Consider the following 26,278-nt stretch of genomic DNA (forward strand, 5'->3'; position numbering starts at 1 on the left):
AATTAATAAAAAAAGCCACCCTTTCGGGCAGCTCTTCTTTCAAAATATAACATAAAACTTACTTGATCACAATTTCATAAGGCAACCTGGCCTGTGGGCTGCGCATTATTTGGGTAAGGCCTTTTAATTGTTCGTACACGCGGTAATTATCACCTAATTCTGATTTTAGCATTTTAGTTTTCATCTGGCCGGTTACATCACTATCCAGCTGTTTAAAAAAGCTTTTTTGCTCGGGGTAGCTTACCAGGTTATAGTTTTTAAGTTTGGCCTTTTTAGCAGCCGAAGCAATGGCATCGTTAATATTGCCTAAGCGGTCAACCAATCCAATTTTTATAGCCTGTGCGCCGGTCCAAACGCGGCCCTGCCCAATGCTGTTGACGTAGGCTTGTGTTTTGCCACGGCCTGCTGCAACGGCTTTGGTAAAATCATCATAACCATGGTTAACATTGTTTTGCAGTATTGCCCTTTCTTCGGGAGTTAATGGCCGGCTCACGTCGCCCAGGTCGGCATATTTTCCGGTTTTTACACCGTCAAAAGTAACGCCCAGCTTGTCATTAAACAGCTTTTGCATGTTAGGCAATACGGCAAAAATACCTATTGAGCCGGTTATGGTATTAGGTTCGGCAAATATCGAATCGGCGGCGCAACTGATATAGTAGCCACCCGAGGCGGCATAATCGCCCATCGAAACAATAATAGGTTTTACTTTTTTGGTAAGCGCAACTTCGCGCCATATCACATCAGATGCTAACGAGCTGCCGCCGGGCGAGTTAACCCGTAATACAACAGCCTTTACTTTATTATCTAAACGTACTTTACGGATTGCTTTTGAAATTCTTTCAGATCCGATGCTGTTATCATCGCCCTGGCCGCCGGTAATGTCGCCGCTGGCATAAACAATAGCTATGCGGTTTTTTGACGAATTATCGTCATCTGTATTACCATCGGTTTTGCTTTTGGTATACTCGTCAAGATCAACGCTGGCAATATCTTCTTTTTTGCCTTTGCCTGTACGCTGCCTAAGTTCATCTAAAAGCTCGTCCTTATATTTTAGGCCATCTATCAGCTTCAGTTTCACTGCGTCTTCGGGAAATTGAACTCGACCGCTATTTGCATAATTAAACAACGAATCTTTATTAATGCCACGGCTTTTGCTGATGCCGGTTAAAAAATGGTCATATAATGAACCTAAATAGGAGGTAACCTGCAAACGGTTAGGCTCGCTCATTTTGGTGAGGAATAAAGGCTCAACTGCGCTTTTGTAGGTGCCTACCTTAATAATTTGTACCTCGATGCCCAGTTTATCAAGCGCGCCTTTCAGGAAAGTAACTTGCTGGCTAAAACCGGTAAACTCAAAAATGCCTTTGGGGTTCATATATACTTTATCGGCAACCGATGCCAGATAATAAAAACCCTGGGTGTAAATTTCTGAGTAGGCTATAACAAATTTACCCGATTTTTTAAAGTTGATTAACGCATTACGGATTTCTTCGGTGGTGGCCTGGCCCGATGTCATATAGCTTTCGTCTAAAAAGATACCTTTGATGTTGGGGTCGGTTTTTGCTTTTTTAATGTTGGCCAAAATATCATTTAAGCCGGTTGATTTATCGCTGTTTAACCCCAAAAAACTTAACCCGGCAAGCGGGTTGTTTGGCGTACGCTCGGTTATTGGGGTGGTAAATGCCATGTGCAATACAGAACCGGGCTCAACTTCTACCTCTTTTTCACCGCTGGCGGCAACTATTATACCTACAATTATTAAAGCCAGTATCACTGTTGTTAATACTACCCCCAGCATGGTGGCAAAAACGAATTTGAAGAATTGTTTCATTAATGTTATAAATCTGTTTAACTATGCAAACTTAGTAATTCAATACCGTATAGTGGTAAGAGCCTGTTCTATAATATTTGTTACAACATGATTGATGTTTTTTTACTTTTGGGCAGCAACCTTGGCAATAGAAAATTGCTGCTGAACGAGGCAATTGAGCGCATTGAAGCTGCTGTAGGGCCGGTATTACAGGCTTCATCAGTTTATGAAACACAATCATGGGGCAAAACCGAAGCCCCCGATTATTTGAACCAGGTGCTGCTGCTGCAAACTGATTTAAAAGCGCGGGAAGTGCTCGGGAAAATATTGGCAATTGAGCTGTTAATGGGACGCAGGCGCGAAGAAAAATGGGGCTCGCGGACGATTGATATTGATATTTTGTTTTACGGCGATGCCATTATTGATGAGCCGGATTTGAAAATACCGCACCCTGAAATGCATAAACGGAGGTTTACCTTAGCGCCTTTGGCCGAACTGGTGCCTGAATTTGAACACCCCCTAATAAAAAAAAATATTTTGCAGCTAAAAAATGAACTTATTGATGACTTGGTCGTAAAAAAAGTATAATTTTGAATATTCATAAATCTTTATATGTCAGATATTTCACCCGAACAAGACTTTGATCTTTCTTTCCTATATGAAATTGCCGATGGCAGCGATGAATTTATTGTGGAATCAATTGGTATGTTTCTGGAGCAAACACCTCAATTATTGGGTATGATAACTGTTGCCCTTGAATCGGGCGACTGGGCTGAAGCCGGTAAAGCATCGCATAAATTGAAACCCAATCTTGGCTTTTTTGGTATGCCGATAAGCCAGGCTACTATTCAGGAAGTTGAATTGGCTTGTAAAGCAGGCGGCCAAAACCCGGAAGAAATTTTTGCCAAATTTAACCAGGTAAAAGCAACTGTTAATGCTAATTTGATTACCCTGCAGCAAATTAAAGCCGAAAAAGAAGCCAGTCTTTAAGGAGGTAAAAGGTTAAAGGCGAAAGGTAAAAGGTTTTTTGCTTAAAATATAAAAGAGGCCATCCTTAAAAGGGTGGCCTCTTTGCATTCTATGTCCTTATAAATTGAACAAAAAAAGAGGCTACCTCTCAGTGAGATAACCTCTTTTTATATTTTAGAGTTGTTAAAGCCTTTCGCCTTTTATAGAGTGGTAAAAACCTTTCGCCTTTTTCCTTTCAACTTTCACCTTTTTCCTCAAAAACTAAACTTCTACTACCTTAAAAGTATAGCTTTCCATAATAAGGTTGGCCAATAAGTTTTTGCAGGCTTCGTCTACTTTGTTGTGTGCTGTTTCGGCGCTGTCAGCTTCAAGTTCAAGGGTGATATGCTTGCCAATACGTACGTTTTGAATTTCGGCTAAACCGAGGTTTTTCATGCTTCCTGTTACTGCTTTTCCTTGCGGGTCAAGAATTTCTTTTTTGGGCATTACGTCAATTTCAGCCTGGAACTTTGTCATTAGTTATTTTAGTTTGAATTAAAGATAAGGTGATGTACATAAATATAACCACCGGAACTGCCACAAATTTAAAAAATAGAATCAGTATTGCCGAAAACATGAGCAGTAAATAACGGAAAATGTTTTTATTGAAGTCGCGGTTCTTGAATTTAAGCGACATCAGCGGCAATTCGGACACCAGCAGGGTACACATGATAACTATCAGTACAGTTAACGTATACGGATTTAGGATAAAGCGGGCCAAAACCTCGTACTGGTCAATAATTAATGGCAACGATGCTATAAATATAGCATTGGCAGGTGTTGGCAAACCAATAAAGCTATCTGATTGACGGGTATCATTATTGAATTTGGCCAGGCGCAAAGCCGAAAACACAGTTATTAAAAACGCAACGTAACACAAATAGTCGCTTACGTGATTAATTTGCGGAGCCTTTAAAAACAGCTCATACAATATAGCCGACGGCAAAAAGCCAAAGCTTACCATATCGGCCAACGAATCCAGGTCTTTACCTATAAACGAGTAGGAGTTAAGTACCCTGGATGCAAAGCCATCAAAAAAATCAAAAATGGCGGCAAGAAAAATAGCGTAGGAAGCAATTAATAAATTACCCTGAAAGGCAAACACTATCCCTATACAGCCGCTAAACAGGTTGGCGCAGGTTATGGTATTGGGCAGGTGTTTTCTAACGCGTCTCTTCATTTTGTGTTACGAAGTTATCAGGATTTTATTAAGTAATAATGAAGTTACAAATAATATTTACATTAAATATAACTTCATTACCACTAAAATATTACGAATTCATCGAAATCAGGAATTCTTCGTTTGTTTTGGTACCCCTTATTTGTGCCTGTAAAAACTCCATTGATTCTTGCGAGTTCATGTCGGCCAGGTGGTTACGCAATATCCAGATGCGTTGCAGTGTTTCGCGATCAAGCAAGAGATCGTCGCGGCGGGTACTTGATGCAGTGATGTCTATAGCAGGGAAAATACGTTTGTTTGAAAGTTTACGATCCAACTGTAACTCCATGTTACCGGTACCTTTAAACTCTTCAAAAATAACCTCATCCATTTTTGATCCGGTTTCTGTAAGTGCAGTAGCGATGATGGTTAATGAACCGCCATCTTCAATATTACGGGCCGCGCCAAAAAAGCGTTTTGGTTTGTGTAATGCGTTGGCATCAACACCACCCGATAGTATTTTACCGGATGCCGGTGCTACAGTGTTATAAGCACGGGCCAGGCGGGTAATTGAATCTAAAAGGATTACCACATCATGACCACATTCTACCATACGCTTTGCTTTCTCCAAAACAATATTGGCAATTTTCACGTGGCGCTCGGCAGGCTCATCAAATGTTGATGATACTACCTCGGCGCGTACGCTGCGGGCCATATCGGTTACCTCTTCGGGGCGCTCGTCAATCAGTAAAATAATCAGGTAAACTTCGGGGTGGTTACGGGCAATAGCATTGGCCACATCCTTTAATAACATGGTTTTACCTGTTTTAGGCTGCGCCACGATTAACCCACGCTGACCTTTACCGATAGGCGAGAACAAATCCATAATACGGGTTGAATAATTACCCGGATCGGTAAACAAACTCAGTTTCTCGGATGGGAAAAGCGGTGTTAAGTGATCAAAAGGAACGCGGTCACGAACTTCGGCAGGTATACGGCCGTTAATAGCTTCAACACGTACCAAAGGAAAGTATTTTTCGCCTTCTTTTGGTGGACGGATGCTACCGCGAACGGTATCACCTGTTTTTAAGCCGAAAAGTTTTATTTGCGATTGTGATACGTAAATATCATCGGGAGAAGTAAGGTAGTTATAATCAGACGATCTTAAAAAGCCATAACCATCGGGCATAATTTCCAATACACCTTCGTTTACAATAACATTGTCAAAATCAAGGTTTATTGGTGGCTCCTGGGCTTTTTGCTGGTTAGGGTTGCCATTTGGCTGGCGCCTGTCAAATTTTTGCGGGCGGCCTTCGGCCACAACGGCTTCGGGTTTTGGTGCCGATTCTCCGGGTTGGTTATCAGGGGTTTCGCCTGTTACGGGCGCCGGCAGGGTTGTATCATTAACAGCATCTGCGTTGTTTTGATCGTCCTCTTCCTGGTCAAACAGGTTGGTATCGTCCAAAGGCACTTCAACACGGGGCTGCGTTTTTGGTTTTAACACGCGGGTACGTTTGCGTGTTTTTTCACCGGCTTCTTCGGCTACAGGCTCGGCTGTAATTGGTGCATAATTTTGTTCAACAATGTTCTGTTGTACCCTTGCGGCCTCAATTAATTGTTGTTGTTCAATAATACGTGCAATTAGCTGAGCTTTACGTAGTTCGTCGGCCTCAGCAATACCTAAATTTTTTGCAATTTCGCGCAACTCTGAAACGAGTTTGTCGTTCAATTCGATTTTATCAGACATGATATGAATTATAGTTCAAAGGGATTTTTAATATCGTAAATAGTTTTCAAATGGTTATAAAACTTCCATGTGCATTTTGGCTTATACGTTGTTACACACGGGGTGTTATAGTAAGAAATTGATCTTGAAGCATTGATTAAATAAACATCCAAACCCACTCAAAACATTAGTTAATAAATATTGTGGGGTTTTAAATTGTTTCTTTGGTGCAAGAAAAAATTCAAAGGAAAACGATGCAATTGTAAACAATTATTTCTTAATATCAAATTAATTAAATAAATATCTCCACTGGTATAACGTTTAAGCTAAATTTTTAGTTTTTTTGCCATCCGAATATTTAACCCCTCCCTATGATATCGCGCAGGCAGCTAATAGACCAGATCAAGCAAAAAAAATCCTTTTTATGTGTAGGCCTTGATACCGACATTGATAAGATACCCGAATTTTTAAAGGAATATCCCGATCCCATCCTTGAGTTTAATAAACGCATTATTGACGCCACTAAAGACCTTTGCATATCCTACAAACCCAATGCCGCTTTTTACGAGGCGCGGGGTATAAAAGGCCTGCAAAGCCTGATAGATACCTGGAAATACCTGCCAACAGATACCTTAAATATAATAGACGCTAAAAGGGGCGATATCGGTAACACATCTGATAAATACGCTACCGCTTTTTTTAATGAAGATGCATCGGGCATGAGCTTTGATGCTATCACCATAACCCCCTATATGGGGAATGACAGTGTTACGCCTTACCTTAAATATGATGGTAAATGGATTATTATCCTGGCGCTCACGTCATCAGTAGGCAGTAAGGATTTTCAGTACCTGGAAACCGGCGACGGTTATTTGTACGAAACCGTAATCCAAAAAGCCAATACCTGGGCAGGGGCTGATAGGATCATGTATGTGGTAGGTGCCACCAAAAGCACCGAATTTACCAATATCCGCAAATACGCGCCAGATAACTTCCTGCTGGTGCCCGGAGTTGGCGCGCAGGGAGGCAGCCTGGAAGAAGTTTGCAAATATGGCATCACTAAAGAATGCGGCCTGATTGTAAATGCGTCCCGCTCCATCATCTATGCGGGCAACGATGAAAACTTTGCCGAAGCCGCCCGCGCCGAAGCATTACGCATGCAGCAGCAAATGGAGGTGGAATTGGAGAAGGCGGGGGTTATTTAGATAGTATCAAGTAGCATAGTATCAAGTAGCAAGATTTTTTGTTGTGCGGTTTGGGGTTAAAATAGGTTGGTGGTTGATTTGGTTAAATAGTTGATTAGGTTAAGCTTCGGGTAAATAAAAGGGCATTGGTTCGGCTTCTTTTTCATGTTTATTGCCAAAGTTGATTTTTGATAACACGGTTTCGAGGGCCGGCAGCGTATTGTTGAGGTGTTTTGTTTTGATGAGGAAATTCCACACCGGTTCAAATTTTTTCCAGCCGCCGGCATAAAAAAAGTGTTTGAGCTTGTGCGTATGCGATTGGTGCTGAATGCTGGCTTTGAAGATGTTGTTCCACTTATAAAATTCCCTATAAGCCCACCAGTAGCCATCTTCCAGTTCTTGCGCGCTTAAGCCAATGGTTTGGTAAACTACTTTGCGGGTATCATACAAATCCCAGTTTTTGGTAATTATCCTTCCCTGCCTTTCCATGCTTTTAAACAATTCGGTACCCGGGTAGGGGGTTAACACATGATAGGTTGATGTAGTAATAGAATGTTTTACACCCCAATCAACCGTTCGCTTGAAAACATCTTTGTCATCATCATCCAACCCAAAAACAAAACTACCGTTTATCATGATGCCAAGGCTGTGGAGCCTGTTTACGGCTTTTACATAATCTTTTTCGAGGTTTTGCTTTTTATTACTTTGTTTAAGGTTTTGCGGCGAAAATGTTTCGAAACCGACAAATAAACTCCTTAAGCCGGCTTCGGCGGCCTTTTCAACAAGGTTTCCCCTTAATATGGAATCTACAGTTGCGGCTCCTTGGAAAACGCGGTTCATGCCCTGCATCCCCTCAAATAAAGCAGCCGAGAATTTGGTGTTGCCTAATAAGTGATCGTCTAAAAAATATAAATGCCTGCCGGGCAGCCTGTCAATTTCGGCAAGGGCATCGTCAACCTCCTGGGTGTAAAAAGTACGGCCTCCTTCAAAAAAAGCATCCTTATAACAAAAGCTGCAATGATGCGGGCAGCCCCTGGTAACTACAATAGAGTTGGGTACAAGGTACAAGTGCCTTTTGATGAGGTCCCGGCGGATGGGCGGAACCTTTTCTAAGGTGCGGATGGTTGAATTATATATTTTTTGAGGACAGCGATTTTTAAAATCCAACAAAAACTTGGGGAATGTATCTTCTCCCGGTCCTGTAAAAATACTGTCGGCATGCGGTGCGGCTTCAAACGGCAGCGAGGTAACGTGCAGGCCGCCAAGAATAACGTAAGCTCCTTTTGCGCGGTAATGGTCGGCAATTTTGTAGGCGCGGTAAGCATTGGTGATGTACACCTGTATAACCACCAGGTCGGGGTTATCATCTAAATTAAGTTTCTCTACATGTTGATCCTGCAAATCTATTTCATCATCGGGGGATAGGTATGCAGCCAGCGTGGCCAAACCTAAAGGAGGAAACAGGGAATATTTTATCGGCCTCCAAAACGGACTTTCGGCTTCGGTTAAGGCTGGAAGGATCATTTTAACTTTCATAGATAGTGAATAAAAGTACTTTGATATACAAAGTAAATGAATTGAATTTAATTAAACAAACAATCTGTGTTATAAATTTGGTGTGCAGCCTAAATTGCACGATACATCAATTTAGTGTTAACCATGTTAAAATATAATATATTGATTATTAAATAATTACAAATATTTTATCCGAAATGTGTTAAGTTATGTTAACCCAATTAGATACGTTTGTCTTGCCTTGATCCTTGCCTCTTGATTCTTCTTATCGCAAAAATTCCTAACTTACCGCCTCGTAAGTTGACGCTATGAAAAAAACACTACTCTCGCTTTTTGCGCTATCCTGTGCGTTGTATGCTACTGCTCAAACAAATCCATTTAAACCAGCCGATTTTTATAAAATTCCAACAGTAAGTGACCCGCAGCTTTCGCCTGATGGCAAGTGGGTGGCCTACAGCGTATCTGAAGTTGATACGGCCAAGGACAAGCGGGTATCGCACCTGTGGATGCAAAGCTGGGACGGTAAGGAATCAATAGAGTTAACGCATGGCGACGAAGCAGCTTCGGCGCCGCGATGGTCGCCGGATGGTAAGTATTTGTCGTTTGTCTCGTCCCGCGATTCAAAAAAGGGCGGCCAGATTTGGCTGATGGACAGGCGCGGAGGCGAAGGCGTGAAGCTGACAGACATTAAAGGCGATGTAGGCGAATATGCCTGGTCGCCGGATGGTAAAAAACTGGTAATTGTTATTGGCGACCTTGAAAATAAAGGTAAAGAAGAGCCCAAAACGCCTAAACCCATTGTCATCGACCGTTATCATTTTAAACAGGATATAGAAGGCTACCTGCAGCACCTGCACAAGCATTTGTACCTGTTTGATGTTGCAGCAAAAAAGCTTGATACTTTAACCAAAGGGGATAAAGATGAAAGCTCGCCGGTATGGTCGCCGGATGGTAAAACGATAGCTTTTGTGAGCAACCGCAGTGCCGACCCCGATAAAAATGAGAATACAGATATTTTTACCATTGATGCCCGGCCGAATGCCAGTATGCTCCAGATTACTTCGTGGAAAGGCCCAGATACAAACCCGCAGTGGAGCCCTGACGGGAAACTAATAGCCTTTTTGCGCTCTACCAGTGATGCTGATTATATGATGTACGATCAAAATATGTTGTGCACCATGGATGTGGTTGGCTCCAATAAAAAGATACTAACACAGCAGCTTGATAGGCCAGTGACCGACCTGGCCTGGGCAAAAGACAGTAAAAATATCTCGTTTTTAGTTGTTGACGACCGTGAACGCTATGTGGCCAGCGTGAACATAAACAATGGTAAAATAAGTACGGTTAATAAAGGTGCCTACAGCATTGCGGATATAGTTACCAGCATAAGTGGCAACTGGGCTGTTCAAAAAACCGATCCTTATACCCCTGCCGAGTTATTCGCGTTGGAAGGTGGCAAGCTGCGCCGCTTAACCTTCCATCAGCAAGCCTGGTTATCCAATGTTAAACTGGCCCATGTAGAAGGTTTTGAATCTACCAGTGCAGATGGTACCCTGGTTAATGGTATTGTTTTAACGCCCGATAGTAATGCCAAAAAGTTACCTTTTATTTTATTTATACACGGCGGCCCCGTTGGGCAGGATGAATATGCCTTTGATGCCGTACGCCAGGTTTTGGCCTGCGCGGGTTATGCCGTTGCCGGTGTAAATTATAGGGGTAGCAACGGCCGTGGCCTTGACTATTGCAAAGCCATTTATGCCGACTGGGGCAACAAAGAAGTAAAAGACCTGCTGGGCGCGGTAGATAAACTGGAAAAATTAGGTATTGCCGATCCCGACCATTTAGGCATAGGCGGATGGAGCTACGGCGGCATCCTTACCGATTATACCATCGCATCTGATACCCGCTTTAAAGCTGCGGCCAGCGGCGCCGGCAGTGCCTTGCAATTAGCAGTTTATGGCAGCGATCAGTATGTTTTACAATATGAAAACGAAATTGGTGTGCCCTGGAAAAATGCCGATAAGTGGATTGCCTTATCGTACCCATTTTTTCATGCTGATAAAATCAAAACTCCTGTATTATATATGTCCGGTTTGAAGGACTTCAATGTACCAACAATCGGCAGCGAACAGATGTACCAGGCTCTGCGGTCGCAAGGGATACCTACGGAGTTAATACTTTATCCAAACTCGTTCCATGGCATCACCAAGCCAAGCTACCAGGTTGACAGGCTGCAACGGTATGTGGAATGGTATGATAAGTATTTGAAAAAGTAAATGTCATTTATACATTGGGTAATTTGCTAAAACCATTGATTCTTGTTCCATTGCTATGAATAAAAATGTACTAATGTTTGTCGCCATATTTGCTTTTACAGGCGTCGCGGCACAAACGGCAAAGCGCCCTTTAAAACCGTCTGACGTAAATAATATTCCCACACTTGCTGATCCGCAATTATCGCCCGATGGTAAGTGGCTGGCTTATAGCGTTTCGGACGTGGATACGGCAAAGGATAACCGGGTATCGCATTTGTGGATGCAAAGCGTTGACGGCAAACAGTCTATTCAACTCACTTATGGTGCCGAACCGGCGTCTTTACCAAAATGGACGCCGGATGGTAAATTTTTGTCATTTGTATCAGCGCGCGAATCAAAAAACGGCGGACAGGTTTGGCTGATGGACCGCAGGGGAGGTGAGGGGCATAAACTAACAGACCTAAAAAAGGGCAGCCTGGAAGATTATGCATGGTCGCCGGATAGTAAAAAGCTGGCACTGGTAATTAAAGATCCTGAGTATGATGGTAAGGAACCAAAAACAATACCGCCTGTAAAGATTGACCGCTACCATTTTAAACAGGACATTGATGGGTACCTGCAACACCGGCACACGCATTTGTACCTGTATGATATTGAAAGCAAAAAGCTGGATACATTGACTACTGGTAACAGAGACGATCAATCGCCGGCGTGGAGCCCGGATGGCAAATACATCGCTTTTGTAAGCAACCATACGAATGATCCTGATAGGAATGAAAATTCGGATATTTTTACTGTTGAGGCCAAAGACGATGGCGAGATTAAGCAGCTTACTACTTTTACCGGCCACGATATTCAGCCGCTTTGGAGCCCGGATGGTAAGCACATTGCCTACCTGCGATCGACGAGTGATGCCGACTATTATATTTACCAGCACGATTTGTTGTGCATGATGGATGCCGACGGCAAAAATAACCGGGTACTTACCGAAGCACTGGACAGGCCAGTAAGTAATGTAGCCTGGAGTCGCGATAGCAAAAATATTGGTTACCTGGTTAGCAACGACCGTACCAGGTTTGTGGCTCAATACAACTTGTTGCTCCGTAAATCAACTACAGTATATAAAGGCACCGAGTGCAGTTTTGAAAACGTTATTGGCGCAGCGCCTGGCGTGTGGATTGCTAAAATGACTACTCCCTATATGCCTCATGAACTTGTTGCTATCGAAAACGGCAAAATCAGGCGGCTTACCTTTCACCAGGACAAGTGGCTAACTGGGGTAAAACTGGCTCACGTAAAAGGTTTTCAATCTTTTAGTGCCGATGGTACGCTGGTATCGGGAATTTTATATACCCCCGATAGCGTCGTAAATAAAAAGCTGCCATTCATCCTGTATATCCACGGCGGCCCTACTGACCAGGACGAGTTTGAATTTGATATGATCCGTCAAACTTTAGCTTCGGCTGGGTATGCTGTGGCCGCGGTAAACTATCGGGGGAGCACAGGCCGCGGATTGGAATTTACCAAAGCCATTTATGCCGATTGGGGCAATAAAGAAGTTCAGGATTTGTTGGGCGCGGTAGACGAACTGGTGAAGTTTGGCATAGCCGACCGCGACCGGTTAGGTATAGGCGGCTGGAGCTATGGTGGTATTTTGACAGATTATACCATTGCAACCGATCCGCGTTTTAAAGCAGCATCGAGCGGGGCGGGCAGCGCTATGCAGCTGGCCATTTACGGCAGCGACCAATGGGTTGTGCAATATGACAATGAATTGGGTGCACCCTGGAAAAACCCGGAAAAATATATCAAGTTATCGTATCCGTTTTTCCATGCAGATAAAATTAAAACGCCTACGCAGTTTATGTCGGGACTGAAGGATTTTAATGTACCAACCGGTGGCACCGAGCAAATGTACCAGGCGCTTAAATCGCAGGGCGTACCTGCTCAAATGGTGCTTTACCCCGGCCAGTTTCACGGTATCACCATACCAAGCTACCAGGTGGATAGACTGCAGCGTTATATTGATTGGTATGATAAGTATTTGAAAGGCTCGCCAGCCCCCTAAAGGTTTTTTTTTGAGCCCCGGTATGATTTGATTGATTAATTTTATTTATTTCGGTTTATGTAGAATTGATGAAGATTGCTCTTGCCGACCCAATTGCAACAATACTTTTGCAGAAAAACATATTTTTTATTTAGATGTTTGCATCCAAAAGAATACCGTTTACGATGTTGAGTGAAAAAAATGGTGTAATTAAAGATTTAAAAGTGCTGCTTGTGGCGGCCTGTTATGTCTTTATAGCTGTTTCGCATGTTTTTTTGCTTCCCAAACTTACTCAACAGGCCAGCCGGCTGGGTTCTGGCCACAATTCTATTTTTAAAAGAAAACTCGATAATTTGGCGTTGAACGCTGTGCATTGGAATTTTATTCAGCGTACAGATAAGGTAGTGATTAATGATAAAAAATCGGTGATTGACCTACTGAAGGCTGTTATAAGCAGTTTTATCCTGCTTTTCTTTGCCCTGCAGATTTGGAAAATGCGGTCCAATTGGCAACGGCTTTCGCATGTTCTGTTTAGTAATTGCCGGTATTCATACCTTTCTTTCTGTTCCTTCCGCATTTGATGTGATGGCCTGTTTAGGGGCATTTGCCTAAGCTATCCTGCTTTAGGCATTCATTTAAATCTATTTAAATTATTTACCGGTACTAACCAGGTTTGCCACGTAGTGTTTTTACATGGTTTTCTTACGGCCCGATTGTACCGGTACATCAAATTCCAGGAAACTTATATGCAACTCATAAAACGAAATGTATTTATACTGACGGGCCTGCTCATCAGCCTGAATACTTTTGCACAACAAAATATAACATCTATTGGCCTTAAAACCCTGCTGAACCAGGTAAATGCCAATGCGCCAACGTTAATTACAGATTCGGCGGCAATAGGTATCCGCCAGGCGCAGGCAGCCGAAACACACAGCAATTGGCTGCCTAATTTAAAGCTTAATTACCAGGCCGATATTGGCACAAATAATAACGTAGCGGGGCCTTATTTTGGCTTCGGCATCATTCCATCCGATTCACGAGGCGTACGCACTACTAACAATACAACCGCTGTATCTGCCAATGTAGGCGTAGCGGCCCTGGATTGGGAAGTATATAATTTTGGCGCTTACGGTGCCCAAAATAAGGTGGCTAATTCCGATATCCGGGTGCAACAAAGCCAGTTTGCCAACTCAAAATATCAATTACAGGCTTACACCATTGGCAATTATTTACTGCTGATGAGGTTGCAAAACTTTTTGGATATCCAGTCACGAAACATTCAGCGTAATGTCGAGATCAGGCGATCTGTACAATCATTGGCCAAAAGCGGCGTAAGGGCAGGGGTAGATACCAGCATTGCCGAAGCCGAACTATCCAAAGCCCGGTTAAATTATATCGAGCTGGCCAACCAGGTAAAGCAGGTGCAATTGCAACTCTCGGCAGTTAGTGGCTTACCATATCAATCTATTGTGCCAGATACCACCGCCGAAACCGCGTTGATAGCTCAGCCTGCATCATTACAGTCAATTGATCAGGATACCGTTAACCATCCGCTGATTAACTATTACAGATCGGTGTATCAAAACAGCCTGCAGCGGGAAAATCTGGTTAAAAAAAGCTATAATCCTAAAATTATGTTAGAGGGTGCCGTGTGGGGCAGGGGATCGAGCGTTGATGCTAATGATCATTTTAACAGCCTGTCCACCGGTTGGGGGTTCGACCGCAACAATTATCTTGTGGGTGTGGGTATCAGCTATAATTTGTTCGACCTACGCCGCAGGCAGCTAAAACTCCGCACCCAAAAGGCCGAAACCAGCTATAATGCTCAAAAGCTACAGGAGCAAAAACAACTGCTTGCAGTAAACGCCAACCAGGCCGATGTGGAGCTGGAAACCGCCCGCCAGCGCCTGCAGGAAATTCCGCACCAGTTGAGGGCCGCTAATGACGGATACCGGCAAAAATTGTCGCTTTATAAAAACGGCCTTACCGATATCATTGAATTAAACGCGGCGCTCAATATCCTTTACCGCGCCGAAACCGATTACGCGCAGGCAAAATACAGTTATTCAAGCGCGTTGTTCCAAAAAGCAGTTACCGATAACCAGGTAAACGAAGTTTTAAACCTTTTAAAATAAGTAAATATGTCAATGGTCACATCCGCACTAAAAAGGCCCATTACCACGGTGGTTATCACCATGAGCCTTTTGCTTTTTGCAGTGCTTAGTGCAATAAAAATACCTATCGATATTTTCCCGCAGTTAAACCTGCCCACCATATATGTAATTGAATCGTACGGCGGCATGTCGCCACAGCAAATGGAGGGCTTTTTCTCAACCCGTTTGCAGGATCAGTTTTTGTATGTAAATGGGATAAAAAGCATCACCAGTAAAAACATCCAAGGTTTAACCCTCATCAAGCTCTCGTTTTATGAAACCACCAACATGGCCGAAGCATCGGCCCAGGTGGCTTTGCAGGTAAACAGGGCAACCGCTTTTTTTCCGCCGGGAGCATTGCCGCCGCAGGTAATCCGGTTTGATGCTTCCTCATTGCCCGTTGGCCAGCTGGTTTTCTCCAGCCCTACACGTAGCTTAAAGGATATTTATGACCTGGCTGCTACCAAAATACGGCCCATGTTTGCAACTATACCAGGGCTTTCGGCACCGCCGCCATTTGGTGCAAACGCGCGGTCAATTACAGTAAGTATTGATCCAGATAAGCTGCGGAGTTACAATTTAACGCCAGATGAAGTGGTTGAAGCATTATCTAAATTTAATGTGATGTCGCCCTCGGGCAATCTCCGGTTAAATAACACCATGTTTTTAACCACCATGAACTCGCTGATTAAAAGCCCGGATAACTTTGGCGATATACCCGTAAAAACGCAAAATGGCGTACCCATATTTATAAAAGATGTAGCCCGCGTTGCTGATGCTGCGGATGTTACGGTTGATTATGCGCTTATTAACGGCAAGCGGTCGGTTTATATCCCGGTGGTAAAAACAGCCGATGCTTCTACCTGGACTGTAGTTCAAACGCTTAAAAGTAAACTGCCCGAAATGCAAAGCCTGTTGCCCGATGATGTAAAGGTGAGCTATGCCTTTGATCAGTCGGTATTTGTGGTTAACGCGGTTAAAAGTTTGATGACCGAAGGCGGTTTGGGGGCTCTGCTTACCGGCTTAATGGTATTGCTGTTTTTGCGCGATTGGCGAAGCAGCCTTATTGTAGTAATAACCATCCCGGTTTCTATACTGATAGGAGTGTTATTATTGAGCCTGTTTGGGCAAACCATCAACATTATGACATTGAGCGGGTTGGCGCTGGCTATCGGTATCCTTGTAGACCAGGCAACCGTAACCATCGAAAATATCCACCAGCACCTGGAGATGGGTAAATCAAAAAAGCAGGCAATTTATGATGCCTGTGAAGAAATTTCGTTCCCGCTGCTGTTGATATTGTTGTGTATCCTGGCGGTATTCGCGCCATCGTTCATGATGTCGGGCGTGCCTAAAGCGATGTTTTTACCGCTTTCTTTGTCAATAGGTTTAACCATGATCGTATCGTACATACTTGCCCAAACAGGTGTGCCGATATTGAGTAACTGGCTTATTAAAGCCGAACGCTATCAACACTATCACCACGGGGAAGTACACGCCCATGCCGGCGAATCATTGGATGATAGGGAGGAAAAACAAGTCGAAAAACACCTGCAAAACGAGCAGGAGCATCCCGAAAACAACGACCTGTTTGAAAAGGTAAAGCTCTGGCTTATTAATGCCCTTAATAATTCTATGCCCCGAAAGCGGCTTATCGTGTCTGTTTATTTAGGCGTGGTTATCATTTTAGCAGGGTTATGCTTTGTTTTTATTGGTAAGGATATGATGCCAAAAATCAATAACGGGCAGTTTCAGATAAGGATTAAAGAGCCGGACGGCACCCGGTTGGAACGCACCGAGGATGCTTTTAAACAAGTATTGCAGGTTATCAACCAAACAGTAAATAACCGTGTAGAAATTACATCAGGATACGTGGGGCTAATACCCAGCAGCTACGGTACCAGTAACCTTTATATTTTTAATACAGGTACCCAGGAAGCCGTATTACAGGTAAACCTTGATGAAAAATACAAGGTGAATATGGATGAACTAAAAGATGCGCTGCGCAAAAACATCCATTATAAACTCCCGGAACTGCAAATAACCTTTGAGCCGATAGATATGACCGAAAAGATCATGAGCCAGGGAGCGTCTTCGCCAATTGAAGTACAGGTAGCCGGTAAGGATATGCAGCAGATTGAAGGTTACGCCAATAAGGTAGTAACCAAGCTAAAGAATATCAGTTATTTGCGCGACGTACAAATAGAGCAGCCTTTAAAGTTCCCGGTAATAAAGATCACTTTGGATAGGTTAAAAGCGGCTCAGTTAGGGTTGAATATTAAAGATATTGCCCGCTCGGTTACGGCAAGTACATCGTCCAGCCGTTTTACTGATAAAAACTTGTGGCTTGATGAAAAAGGCGCCTATACCTACCAGGTGCAGGTGCAAATTCCCGAGTATGTAATGAATACGATGGATCAGCTTAAGGAGGTGCCGCTGGTAAAAGGGCAAAGCAGCCCGGTTTTGAGCGATATAGCAACATTTACCACAACCTATGTTCCCGGCGAGTACGACAGGGCCGGGCCAAGGCGGTTTTTGACTATCAGCGCCAACATTTATAAAACCGATTTGGGTACTGCTACTACCGATGTGCAAAAAGCGCTGAAATCGATAGGCGCACCGCCAAAAGGGTTGATTGCCAGCATAGGAGGAATGTCGACCCTGTTAACAGATACATTGGGCAGTTTACAAAACGGACTAATGCTTGCCATTGTAGTTATCTTTTTATTGTTGGCTGCCAACTATCAGTCTTTTAAAGTATCGCTTGCCGTACTATCAACAGTGCCGGCCGTTATTTTGGGATCGTTGCTGATGTTGCTGCTTACAGGATCGACCTTAAACCTCCAATCGTATATGGGGATGATCATGTCGACGGGGGTATCCGTGGCCAATGCCATTTTGATTGTAACCAATGCCGAAAAATTACGGATTGATTATAAGGACGCCACGAAAGCGGCTATAATCAGTGCATCCATCCGCTTACGCCCCATCCTGATGACCAGCCTGGCCATGATAGCAGGTATGATCCCTATGGCTTCGGGCATGGGCGAGGCAGGTGAGCAGTCGGCACCTTTAGGGCGTGCGGTTATTGGTGGTTTGTTTGCATCAACCCTTGCGGCCTTATTCATTTTGCCCCAAGTATTTGCGTGGGTACAGCAAAAAACAGATTTTTTATCGCCTTCGCTAATGCCTGGTGAAACCTACGAACAATCAGCTAAAATAACAGAACCAGAAACCTCCATAGTTTAAAATCATGAAATTTCAATCAATTATATTAATAGCAGCCGTAAGCCTATTTGCTGCATGCGGTGGCAATCAAAAGCCGGTAGATATTTCGGCCCCGGCTGCAAAAAGTAAAGCGGTCACCGAAACAGGTATTGTAACCGAAAAAGCCTTGTCAAGTAACGCCCGCCTGCCTGGCCAGCTTAAGCCTTACAACGAAGTAAATATTTTCCCGAAGGTAAACGGCTTCGTGAAAAATATGTATGTAGATAGGGGTACCATTGTAAAAAAAGGACAATTATTGCTCACCCTTGAGGCACCCGAAATGGAATCGCAGCTACAGGCAGCCAATTCAAGGTATCTGCAAGCACAGGAAAATGCCGTTGCCAGTAAAGAAAAATACCAGCGGTTAAAGGAAGCCGCCAAAGAGCCCGGTTCGGTATCGCCGCTTGACCTGGATAACGCCTCGGCCAAAATGAGGGCCGATGAAGCCATGGCAAAATCAGAACAATCCAACGTGGCATCGGTACGTACCATGCAGGATTATTTGAATATAAGGGCACCGTTTGATGGAATGATTGTTCAGCGTAATGTGTCGCCGGGTGCGCTGGTTTCGCCGGGTAAAGGGACAGACCAACCAATGTTAATATTACTGGATATTAGCAAATTGCGTTTAGAGGTTTTTATTCCCGAAGATTATGTAGATAAGGTAGATTTAACCAAACCGGTAAATTTTACCTACAACGCCATGCCTGGTACACAGCAAACTGCAAGGATCAGCCGGTCGGCAAATGCGTTGGGCAGTATGCGGTCTGAGGCTATTGAGATAGACGTTCAGAACAAAAACGGCAACCTGAAACCGGGTATGTATGCCGAGGTGCATATCCCGATGTTATCGGGTGCCAAATCATTGCTGGTGCCTAACCAGGCCATCGTCCGGTCGACAGAGCGGGAATATGTAATTGTGGTAAAAGATGGCAAGGCCCAATTGCAGGATATTAAAGAAGGGCTTTCACGTAATGATTCGACAGAAGTATTCGGTAACTTAAAAGCCGGCGATACCATTGTAAAGCACGCCAGCGATGAGATGCGACAAGGAGATGCGATAAATTAATAGTTGCTCATTAAACCTTGCCAGGTTTCTAAAACGTCGTAACATTTAAAAAGCCATGCAGAAAATCAATTGCATGGCTTTTGTCCATTAAGGACATCTTTCCCCCTTAAAAGTAGTTATACGTTTATTTTACCTTCAATCGAATCATCGAAGGTTTTGCCTATAGCCGCGCCGGCCAGCATTTTTACAAAAGCGATAGCATTACCATGCTTGTTGTCCCAGTAATAGCTTTCGGTAGGTTCAACTTTTATTACCGAGATGCGCGGGTCGTCGATGCCATCGGTGAACCATACTTTTAGTATCGGTTCCCAAAGCTCTTTAATTTTTTCCTTGTCTTCACTCACAGTGGCTATACCGTAAACATTCAGGAAGTCGGAATGCGCAGATCCCTGGAATAACAAGTGGACCATTGGGTCTTTCTGCAGATCTTCATTCTTGTGGCTGTCATTGGCACTCAGAAACCATAGGTTACCCTCGTCATCAACTTGTTGAACAGACATCGGGCGAACATTTGCCGGGATGCCTGTTTTAATATTGGTTAAAAAGAAACAGCTTTTAGCGCTGTCGACCATGTCTTTTAATTTAGCTATGGCCTCTGGTCCGCCAAGGTCTTGATAATTATCTTCCGGTTGTTGTTGATTAATGCTATCCATTATTTAAAGTTTTTGTTGGTAAATGTTATAGAATAACCAATCAAAATCTTTATTGTGTTAATAAAATTAACTTTTAGGATAAAGTGGTGAGTGGTGAGTGGAATTATGTTAAATAGATAAAACAATATTTGTGAAACCGATTTGCCGTATGAACCAATGAACCAATGAACCAATGAACCAATGAACCAATGAACCAATGAACCAATGAACCAATGAACCAATGAACCAATGACCTTTATGCAAACACAACCATTCTATCCGGGTATCGTGTAGCATAGCTGGATACGATGTTTTTGATGTAGTCATTGCCCGGGTAAGGGGTTAGGTAGTTTTTGAGTTGCTGTACATTATTGGCATCAAAATAGTGCGAGATGTAGCCCATTCCGTAAAACTGGCCCTTTTCAACCAAAATACAGCTGTGTTCATCGCCGGTACGGCCTTCATCGCGGATGGCATAGGTAGGCAGGGCAAGTTTAAGCTGGTCAATAGCGTTGTTAACCTTTTTGTTATAGTCCTCTACAGATTCAACACCTTCGCAGGCGCATTGGCTGCCGGCAGCACCGGTACATGGGGCCGTGTTGGTTTGTATAAAGCAAAGCTTGGGGCATAGGCCAAAAGCTTCTATCAGTTTGTTAAGCAGATTATAACCATCCAGCAATGAGTTGCAGGTATAAATAACATCGCTGAATTTGCGGCGTTTATCAACCGCCAGCCTGGTATAGCCACGCTGATCTTCAAAGGCGTACAGGCAATAGGCGTTTTCAAAGCGTTTTAATGAACGGTTGTATTTTGGCCAAAGGCGTTTAATCTCGATGGCTTCCAGCACAAAGGCAATCAGCTCGGTGCCGCAAACCTGGTAACTTACCTGGTGAATATTGCGTAAAAACTCTTGCCGCTGCAGACCCGGGTTATTGCCGGTAAAATGGCTGCTTACCCGTTTCTTGATGTTTTTGGCTTTGCCAACATAAATCACTTTCCCTTTTTGATCATGAAAATAATATACACCCGGCGAGTATGGCAATTGCTCCACATCCTTTTTGGGCAGGTTGGCGGGCAATACCTGTTCTTTTGAATTTTGCTTAAGTGCCTGTTTAATATGGCCTTCGGTATCGCTGTTTATTAACAGGGTAAATAACTCGGCGGTGGCTTCGGCATCGCCGGCGGCGCGGTGGCGGGCTTCGTTACCGATGCCTAAATGGCGGCACAGGCGGCCAAGGCTGTAGGATGGCAAGCCAGGCAATATTTTGCGGCCCAGGCGTACGGTACAAAGCTTGTTTAACTGTAAATCGTATCCGGCGGCGGCAAGGTGGTAGCGTACAAATGAATAATCGAAGTTTACGTTATGTGCTACAAATATTTTGCCGTGTATCAAATGGTAAATATCAGCCGCCACATCCTCAAAGGGCGGGGCGCTTTGTACCATCTCGTTGGTAATACCTGTTAAGGCGCTGATATATATGGGTATTTCGCGTTGGGGGTTAACCAGGGTTTGAAAACGTTTTACAACTTTTTTACCATCATGTATGCATATGGCAATTTCTGTAATGCCATTGGCGCTGGCATGCCCCCCGGTAGTCTCGATATCAACAATTGCATACATATTTCAAATGTAATACAAGTTTGCTAATTATTTTAGTGTTATTTTATTTTTTAGTCCGAAAGACGGGAAGTCCGAAAGTCCGAAAGATGGAAGTCCGAAAATTGGGAAGACGGGCAAGATTATGAACCTCGCCGTTAATATCAACCTTCCTATTAAATGGATGATTTAAGCTTTCTCTTCAGCAGTTTCCACGGCAAGTCTTCTGTCAACCTTTTGGATATCCTCGTTTTGGTAATCTTTTTCAATCAGCCCGTCGCGCATACGCACAATGCGGTGGGCATGCTTGGCAATATCTTCTTCGTGGGTTACCAGTATAATGGTATTGCCTTTGGCATGGATATCTTCCAGCAATCCCATAATTTCAATAGAGGTTTTGGTATCCAGGTTACCGGTAGGCTCATCGGCCAGTATAATAGAGGGGTCGTTAATAAGAGCCCGCGCCACGGCCACACGCTGACGCTGGCCACCCGAAAGCTCATTTGGTTTATGGTCAACCCTATGCTCCAGGCCAACATTTTTAAGGGCTGCATTGGCGCGCTCGGTACGTTTTTCCTTACTGATGCCGGCGTAAATTAAGGGTAGGGCAACGTTATCAAGGGCGGTGTTACGGGGCAACAAGTTAAAAGTTTGGAAAACGAAGCCAATCTCTGAGTTACGCACTTCTGCCAACTCATTATCGGTCATGTGGCTTACGTTTATTCCGTTTAGGATATACTCGCCTTTGGTTGGTGTATCCAGGCACCCCAAAATATTCATCAGCGTTGATTTGCCGGAACCTGACGGGCCCATCAAAGCCACAAATTCGCCTTTATTTATAGTTAACGACACCGATTTAAGCGCGTGAATAACTTCGCTACCTATCACGTACTTACGTCCAATCTCGTTTATGGTAATTAAAGGCTTGTCTTTTAATGGCTCCATGAATGTTTTTTTATTTGGACTGTTGATAGGGGCGGAATGTTACAATAGAAATTCAAAATTCAAAATTAAAAAGTCAAAAGCCAGAATGTTATCAAAACAAGCCATCAAACAGGCACTTTTGAATTTTGAATTTTTACTTTTGAATTTTTACTTTTGACTTACTTCTCAATCACCTTAGCCACCAAAAAGTAGTCTTTATCGTGCTTAGGAGCGTTTTCAAGTGCTTCTTCGTGGGTTATCTGTTGTTTTACAACGTCGTCGCGCAGTACGTTGGCGCCGTCGGTCATGTAAATAAGAGGCTCCACACCGGTGGTGTCCAGTTCGTTTAGTTTGGCCATAAAATCAAGAATCTTGCTCATATCCTGTATCATGTCCTGCTTTTCGGTCTCGTTTAGTTCTAAACGGGCCAGGTGGGCAACTTTTTCAACTGTTTCTTTATCTATGGTCATGCAGTTTGCAATTTTTTATTAATTATATCAAACACTTGGTCACGCAGTGCATCGGCATCATCCAGTGTTAAATGGGCCGTTTCAATGGGTTTATGTACAAATATATTACAAATTCCGGGTCTGCTGCCATATTCTTTGCCGGTATCCCAAAGCACTTTCCAGGTATCAAGGGATGATATGGGCAAAATGGGCACTTTCATTTCGATAGCCAGCCTGAACGGGCCGTTCTTAAAACTATGTAACTCAGGTGGATAGTTTTTCGGGATAGTAGCTTCGGGGAAAATAACTACGCTCACACCGTTTTTAATACGCTCTGCAGCGGTTTTAAAAGCACGGAACGACGACATTTTACTTTCCCTGTTAACCGTAACGTCAATAGTTTTAAAAAAATAGCCGAGTACATAATTGTTTAGCAATTCTTCTTTCCCCATAAAACAAATATTGTTTTTAAGGATGGTATTGATGGCCGATACATCAAGGTTTGATGTGTGGTTGCCGCATATTACGTAAGTTTTTTTCCAATCCGGCGGTTCTTCAAAAGTGGCGCTGTAAAAAATTCCCGAAACGCTCGAACTCAAAAAAATAATAAGTCGCCGCATTTGGTTAATGTACCGGTACCGGCTGGTTTTTTGCCTGAGTATAAATAAAACCGGGTAACAAAGGGTGAAAAAGACGGCTATGCTATACCTGTAAAAATTGGTATGGATCCTTTTCAGTGTTAATTTCATGTTCCCCAAATGTAAAAAAAATACTGGTTTCAGAAAGCTTGAAGCTTCATGCGAAAAGCTTAAAGCTAAAATTTTCATGTTAACTTCATTTGCAGGGCTCAATAAATTTTATGCAATTGTGCTTAGTCTTTCGGATGTGGCCAGCTTTTGTTGAATGATGGTGTAAACGTCATCCCGCAGGGCATCGGCATCTGCAATGGTAAGGCTACTGGTATCTATAGGTTTATGCACGTAAAAATGGCAAATGCCCGGCCTACTGCCATATTTGGTGCCGGTATCCCACAGTATTTCCCAGGTATTTAAAGATGTTACCGGGATAATGGGTATTTTATGTTCAATAGCCAGGCGGAACGGTCCGCTTTTAAATTCACACAATTTAGGCGGATAATGATCTGAGATCATCCCTTCGGGGAAAATAACCAGCGAAACGCCTTCCTTCAACTTTTCGGAGGCTTTTTTAAAAGCCCGGAAAGACGACATTTTACTTTCGCGGTTAACAGCGATATCAACCGAGCGGAAGAAAATGCCGGTTACCAGGCCGTCCTCCAGTTCCTGCTTGCCCATAAAGCTGCAATTGCTGTTTACAAGAATGCACATGGCCGAAATATCGAGGTTAGAGGTATGGTTTGGGCATATGATATACGGTTTGCTCCAATCAACAGGCTCCTCATACTCAAAATTATACAAAATACCCACCAGCGCCGAACTGATGAACCCCCAGGCTCGGCGCAGCTTGTTCATGCTATGGTACCGGGACGGTTTTTTAGAAAAATATTTAAAAAAAGGCCATAATAAAAAGTAGGATAGCGCTACACTCATTACGTATAAATAGATGTGCACTTTTTTCAATATCATTTTCATCGCCATCAAAAATAGAAAAATTCCTTACTTTCGCCACCTATGGAAACTGTTGTTAGTGGCATCCGTTCGACCGGAAATTTGCACTTAGGAAACTATTACGGGGCGTTGCAGAACTTCATAAAAATGCAGAATGAATATAACTGCTTTTTTTTTATTGCCGATCTGCATTCGTTAACCACGCATCCAACACCCGCCGATTTACATAGTAATGTAAAGCAGGTTTTGGTGGAGTATCTTGCCGCGGGTATCGACCCGGAAAAGGCTACTATTTACGTCCAATCAGATGTGCCCGAGATTAGCGAGCTATATTTATATTTAAACATGAACGCCTACCTGGGCGAACTGGAACGCGCTACATCGTTTAAAGACAAAGTACGCGCCAATCCCGATAATGTGAACGCGGGCCTGCTTACCTACCCGGTATTAATGGCAGCAGATATCATTATCCATAAAGCAACCAAAGTGCCTGTTGGTAAAGATCAGGAGCAACACCTGGAAATGGCCCGTACCTTTGGTAACCGTTTTAACCGGCTGTACAACCACGATTATTTTCCCGAGCCTTACGCCTTTAATTACAGCAGCAACCTGGTAAAAATTCCGGGGCTTGATGGTAAAGGTAAAATGGGCAAATCAGAAGGGGAGGGCAATGCCATTTTCCTTTGCGATACCCCCGAAGCCATCAAAAAGAAGGTAATGCGTGCCGTTACCGATGGCGGGCCAACAACCGAAAACCAAACCAAACCGCAGGAAATTCAAAACCTGTTTGATTTGATGAAGGTAGTATCATCTGCGGATACCGTTGCCCATTTTGACGATTTGTATAACAAAATGGCTATCCGTTACGGCGATCTTAAAAAACAGCTTACCGAGGATATGATCATTGCCACGGCGCCCATCCGCGAGCGGATAAACGCGATTGCAGGCGATGCCGATTATTTAAGAAAAGTGGCCGCCATGGGCGAAGAGAAAGCCCGCGCAAGCGCCTCAAAAACCATCAGGGAAGTACGGGAAATTATAGGATTTAAGAAATTTTAAGTTGTCAGAATCAGAATTTACAGAATTTTGAAATTATCAGAATTGAGTTGTAAAAGATTTTTATAATTCTGACAATTCTGTAAATTAGGAAAATTCTGATTCAGACAAATTCATTATCAACTAAAAATGCACATAGCTATTGTAGGAAATATTGGCGCCGGTAAAACCACGCTGACTGAAATGCTGGCCCATAACTACGGCTGGGAACCACTTTTTGAAGCCGTAGACAATAACCCCTACCTGGAAGATTTTTACAGCGACATGAAACGCTGGAGTTTTAACCTGCAAATTTATTTCCTGAACAGCCGTTACCGCCAGATTATCGATATTCAGAAAACCGGCCGCAATATTTTACAGGACCGTACCATTTATGAGGATGCCTACATATTTGCCGAAAACCTGCATGATATGGGGCTGATGACCACCCGCGATTATCAAAACTACGAATCGATATTTGAGAACATTACCGAGTTTATAAAACCGCCCGATTTGTTGGTTTACCTTAAAGCATCGGTGCCAACCCTGGTAAGCAACATACAACGCCGTGGCCGCGAATATGAAATAGGCATCCGCCTGGATTACTTGTCAAAACTGAACGAGAAGTATGATAAATGGATCAAAAACTATAAGCTGGGCAAATTGCTGATCCTCGATAAAGACAACCTCGATTTCGCCAATAATACCGAAGATATGGCTACCATAGTTCAGCTGATTGAACGGGAAATTAATGGGTTGTTTTAGCGGTTAGTTAGGTTTTACGTTGGACGTTTTAAGTTTTACGTAAACCAGATGAAAAAAATATTCAAAAACGTATAACGTAATACGTAAAACGTAT

The 26,278-nt window shown here is 43.4% G+C and carries 21 protein-coding genes; 10 read left to right on the forward strand and 11 right to left on the reverse strand.

The features are described from left to right. Positions 1 to 58: 58 nt before the first annotated feature. Positions 59 to 1,831, reverse strand: a complete 1,773-nt coding sequence (gene sppA, locus PQ469_RS09010) for a signal peptide peptidase SppA (RefSeq protein ID WP_274212656.1) — start codon at positions 1,829 to 1,831, stop codon at positions 59 to 61. Between the two features lie 87 nt (positions 1,832 to 1,918). Between sppA and folK the strand changes: the two genes are divergently transcribed. Together folK and PQ469_RS09020 are read left to right on the forward strand one after the other, a co-directional pair. Further along, the gene (gene folK / locus PQ469_RS09015) at positions 1,919 to 2,398 is read left to right on the forward strand and encodes a 2-amino-4-hydroxy-6-hydroxymethyldihydropteridine diphosphokinase (RefSeq protein WP_274212657.1); all 480 of its coding nucleotides are present in this window, start codon (positions 1,919 to 1,921) and stop codon (positions 2,396 to 2,398) included. A 24-nt stretch (positions 2,399 to 2,422) separates the two neighbouring features. Beyond that, a complete protein-coding gene (locus tag PQ469_RS09020) occupies positions 2,423 to 2,800 on the forward strand; it encodes an Hpt domain-containing protein (protein WP_274212659.1) in 378 nt (125 codons plus the stop codon). A gap of 240 nt (positions 2,801 to 3,040) precedes the next feature. On the opposite strand, the gene purS is transcribed toward PQ469_RS09020, so the two are convergent. The 3 genes from purS to rho all read right to left on the reverse strand — a co-directional run bounded on the left by purS (position 3,041) and on the right by rho (position 5,724). Beyond that, on the reverse strand, positions 3,041 to 3,295 hold the full coding sequence (purS, locus tag PQ469_RS09025; protein ID WP_274212660.1) for a phosphoribosylformylglycinamidine synthase subunit PurS: 255 nt from the start codon (positions 3,293 to 3,295) through the stop codon (positions 3,041 to 3,043). Next, positions 3,276 to 3,998, reverse strand: coding sequence for a CDP-diacylglycerol--serine O-phosphatidyltransferase (pssA, locus tag PQ469_RS09030; protein ID WP_090646075.1), 723 nt, complete (start codon positions 3,996 to 3,998; stop codon positions 3,276 to 3,278). The genes purS and pssA overlap by 20 nt, the downstream gene beginning before the upstream one ends. A gap of 91 nt (positions 3,999 to 4,089) precedes the next feature. Beyond that, entirely contained in the window at positions 4,090 to 5,724 is a 1,635-nt protein-coding gene (gene rho, locus PQ469_RS09035) for a transcription termination factor Rho (RefSeq protein ID WP_090646078.1), read from the reverse strand. 353 nt (positions 5,725 to 6,077) lie between these two features. On the opposite strand from rho, the gene pyrF reads away from it, so the two are divergent. Next, positions 6,078 to 6,908 carry an orotidine-5'-phosphate decarboxylase gene (gene pyrF, locus PQ469_RS09040; RefSeq protein WP_274213818.1) on the forward strand — a complete coding sequence of 277 codons (831 nt, stop codon included), beginning with the start codon at positions 6,078 to 6,080 and terminating at the stop codon, positions 6,906 to 6,908. A 99-nt stretch (positions 6,909 to 7,007) separates the two neighbouring features. Here pyrF and PQ469_RS09045 read toward each other — a convergent pair whose 3' ends face one another. Next, on the reverse strand, positions 7,008 to 8,423 hold the full coding sequence (locus tag PQ469_RS09045) for a B12-binding domain-containing radical SAM protein (RefSeq protein WP_274212661.1): 1,416 nt from the start codon (positions 8,421 to 8,423) through the stop codon (positions 7,008 to 7,010). A gap of 287 nt (positions 8,424 to 8,710) precedes the next feature. Between PQ469_RS09045 and PQ469_RS09050 the strand changes: the two genes are divergently transcribed. From PQ469_RS09050 to PQ469_RS09070, 5 genes are all read left to right on the forward strand, one after another. After that, the gene (locus PQ469_RS09050) at positions 8,711 to 10,678 is read left to right on the forward strand and encodes an alpha/beta hydrolase family protein (RefSeq protein WP_274212662.1); all 1,968 of its coding nucleotides are present in this window, start codon (positions 8,711 to 8,713) and stop codon (positions 10,676 to 10,678) included. Positions 10,679 to 10,733: 55 nt separating this feature from the next. Beyond that, the gene (locus PQ469_RS09055; protein ID WP_274212663.1) at positions 10,734 to 12,725 is read left to right on the forward strand and encodes an alpha/beta hydrolase family protein; all 1,992 of its coding nucleotides are present in this window, start codon (positions 10,734 to 10,736) and stop codon (positions 12,723 to 12,725) included. A 725-nt stretch (positions 12,726 to 13,450) separates the two neighbouring features. Further along, entirely contained in the window at positions 13,451 to 14,842 is a 1,392-nt protein-coding gene (locus PQ469_RS09060) for a TolC family protein (protein ID WP_274212664.1), read from the forward strand. Positions 14,843 to 14,848: 6 nt separating this feature from the next. After that, entirely contained in the window at positions 14,849 to 18,109 is a 3,261-nt protein-coding gene (locus tag PQ469_RS09065) for an efflux RND transporter permease subunit (RefSeq protein ID WP_274212665.1), read from the forward strand. A 4-nt stretch (positions 18,110 to 18,113) separates the two neighbouring features. Then, positions 18,114 to 19,196, forward strand: coding sequence for an efflux RND transporter periplasmic adaptor subunit (locus PQ469_RS09070; RefSeq protein WP_274212666.1), 1,083 nt, complete (start codon positions 18,114 to 18,116; stop codon positions 19,194 to 19,196). Positions 19,197 to 19,312: 116 nt separating this feature from the next. Here the strand turns inward: PQ469_RS09070 and PQ469_RS09075 are convergent, their stop codons facing one another. From PQ469_RS09075 to PQ469_RS09100, 6 genes are all read right to left on the reverse strand, one after another. Continuing rightward, positions 19,313 to 19,849 carry a pyridoxamine 5'-phosphate oxidase family protein gene (locus PQ469_RS09075; RefSeq protein ID WP_090646118.1) on the reverse strand — a complete coding sequence of 179 codons (537 nt, stop codon included), beginning with the start codon at positions 19,847 to 19,849 and terminating at the stop codon, positions 19,313 to 19,315. Positions 19,850 to 20,084: 235 nt separating this feature from the next. Continuing rightward, positions 20,085 to 21,449 carry an exonuclease domain-containing protein gene (locus PQ469_RS09080; protein WP_274212667.1) on the reverse strand — a complete coding sequence of 455 codons (1,365 nt, stop codon included), beginning with the start codon at positions 21,447 to 21,449 and terminating at the stop codon, positions 20,085 to 20,087. Between the two features lie 165 nt (positions 21,450 to 21,614). Next, positions 21,615 to 22,370 (reverse strand): ABC transporter ATP-binding protein, encoded by a 756-nt coding sequence (locus PQ469_RS09085; RefSeq protein ID WP_274212668.1) that lies wholly within the window; start codon positions 22,368 to 22,370, stop codon positions 21,615 to 21,617. A gap of 158 nt (positions 22,371 to 22,528) precedes the next feature. Next, positions 22,529 to 22,819, reverse strand: a complete 291-nt coding sequence (gatC, locus tag PQ469_RS09090; protein WP_274212669.1) for an Asp-tRNA(Asn)/Glu-tRNA(Gln) amidotransferase subunit GatC — start codon at positions 22,817 to 22,819, stop codon at positions 22,529 to 22,531. After that, the gene (locus PQ469_RS09095; RefSeq protein ID WP_274212670.1) at positions 22,816 to 23,547 is read right to left on the reverse strand and encodes a lysophospholipid acyltransferase family protein; all 732 of its coding nucleotides are present in this window, start codon (positions 23,545 to 23,547) and stop codon (positions 22,816 to 22,818) included. The genes gatC and PQ469_RS09095 overlap by 4 nt, the downstream gene beginning before the upstream one ends. A 108-nt stretch (positions 23,548 to 23,655) precedes the next feature. Further along, positions 23,656 to 24,366 carry a lysophospholipid acyltransferase family protein gene (locus tag PQ469_RS09100; protein ID WP_274212671.1) on the reverse strand — a complete coding sequence of 237 codons (711 nt, stop codon included), beginning with the start codon at positions 24,364 to 24,366 and terminating at the stop codon, positions 23,656 to 23,658. Positions 24,367 to 24,447: 81 nt separating this feature from the next. On the opposite strand from PQ469_RS09100, the gene trpS reads away from it, so the two are divergent. Then, positions 24,448 to 25,443, forward strand: coding sequence for a tryptophan--tRNA ligase (gene trpS, locus PQ469_RS09105; RefSeq protein ID WP_274212672.1), 996 nt, complete (start codon positions 24,448 to 24,450; stop codon positions 25,441 to 25,443). 126 nt (positions 25,444 to 25,569) lie between these two features. Further along, positions 25,570 to 26,184 (forward strand): deoxynucleoside kinase, encoded by a 615-nt coding sequence (locus tag PQ469_RS09110; RefSeq protein WP_090652037.1) that lies wholly within the window; start codon positions 25,570 to 25,572, stop codon positions 26,182 to 26,184. The last annotated feature ends 94 nt before the right edge of the window (positions 26,185 to 26,278 follow it).

The sequence above is a fragment of the Mucilaginibacter sp. KACC 22773 genome, assembly GCF_028736215.1.
Lineage (GTDB): Bacteria > Bacteroidota > Bacteroidia > Sphingobacteriales > Sphingobacteriaceae > Mucilaginibacter.

Excerpts from the sequence above, each read along its gene's own strand:
- PQ469_RS09070 (WP_274212666.1), top strand. The coding sequence starts at position 18,114 with ATGAAATTTCAATCAATTATATTAATAGCAGCCGTAAGCCTATTTGCT.
- PQ469_RS09075 (WP_090646118.1), bottom strand. The coding sequence starts at position 19,849 with ATGGATAGCATTAATCAACAACAACCGGAAGATAATTATCAAGACCTT.
- PQ469_RS09080 (WP_274212667.1), bottom strand. The coding sequence starts at position 21,449 with ATGTATGCAATTGTTGATATCGAGACTACCGGGGGGCATGCCAGCGCC.
- folK (WP_274212657.1), top strand. The coding sequence starts at position 1,919 with ATGATTGATGTTTTTTTACTTTTGGGCAGCAACCTTGGCAATAGAAAA.
- gatC (WP_274212669.1), bottom strand. The coding sequence starts at position 22,819 with ATGACCATAGATAAAGAAACAGTTGAAAAAGTTGCCCACCTGGCCCGT.
- sppA (WP_274212656.1), bottom strand. The coding sequence starts at position 1,831 with ATGAAACAATTCTTCAAATTCGTTTTTGCCACCATGCTGGGGGTAGTA.
- PQ469_RS09065 (WP_274212665.1), top strand. The coding sequence starts at position 14,849 with ATGTCAATGGTCACATCCGCACTAAAAAGGCCCATTACCACGGTGGTT.
- PQ469_RS09100 (WP_274212671.1), bottom strand. The coding sequence starts at position 24,366 with ATGAGTGTAGCGCTATCCTACTTTTTATTATGGCCTTTTTTTAAATAT.
- PQ469_RS09110 (WP_090652037.1), top strand. The coding sequence starts at position 25,570 with ATGCACATAGCTATTGTAGGAAATATTGGCGCCGGTAAAACCACGCTG.
- rho (WP_090646078.1), bottom strand. The coding sequence starts at position 5,724 with ATGTCTGATAAAATCGAATTGAACGACAAACTCGTTTCAGAGTTGCGC.
- trpS (WP_274212672.1), top strand. The coding sequence starts at position 24,448 with ATGGAAACTGTTGTTAGTGGCATCCGTTCGACCGGAAATTTGCACTTA.
- PQ469_RS09050 (WP_274212662.1), top strand. The coding sequence starts at position 8,711 with ATGAAAAAAACACTACTCTCGCTTTTTGCGCTATCCTGTGCGTTGTAT.
- PQ469_RS09020 (WP_274212659.1), top strand. The coding sequence starts at position 2,423 with ATGTCAGATATTTCACCCGAACAAGACTTTGATCTTTCTTTCCTATAT.
- PQ469_RS09060 (WP_274212664.1), top strand. The coding sequence starts at position 13,451 with ATGCAACTCATAAAACGAAATGTATTTATACTGACGGGCCTGCTCATC.
- pssA (WP_090646075.1), bottom strand. The coding sequence starts at position 3,998 with ATGAAGAGACGCGTTAGAAAACACCTGCCCAATACCATAACCTGCGCC.
- PQ469_RS09045 (WP_274212661.1), bottom strand. The coding sequence starts at position 8,423 with ATGAAAGTTAAAATGATCCTTCCAGCCTTAACCGAAGCCGAAAGTCCG.
- PQ469_RS09055 (WP_274212663.1), top strand. The coding sequence starts at position 10,734 with ATGAATAAAAATGTACTAATGTTTGTCGCCATATTTGCTTTTACAGGC.
- PQ469_RS09085 (WP_274212668.1), bottom strand. The coding sequence starts at position 22,370 with ATGGAGCCATTAAAAGACAAGCCTTTAATTACCATAAACGAGATTGGA.
- purS (WP_274212660.1), bottom strand. The coding sequence starts at position 3,295 with ATGACAAAGTTCCAGGCTGAAATTGACGTAATGCCCAAAAAAGAAATT.
- PQ469_RS09095 (WP_274212670.1), bottom strand. The coding sequence starts at position 23,547 with ATGAAATTAACACTGAAAAGGATCCATACCAATTTTTACAGGTATAGC.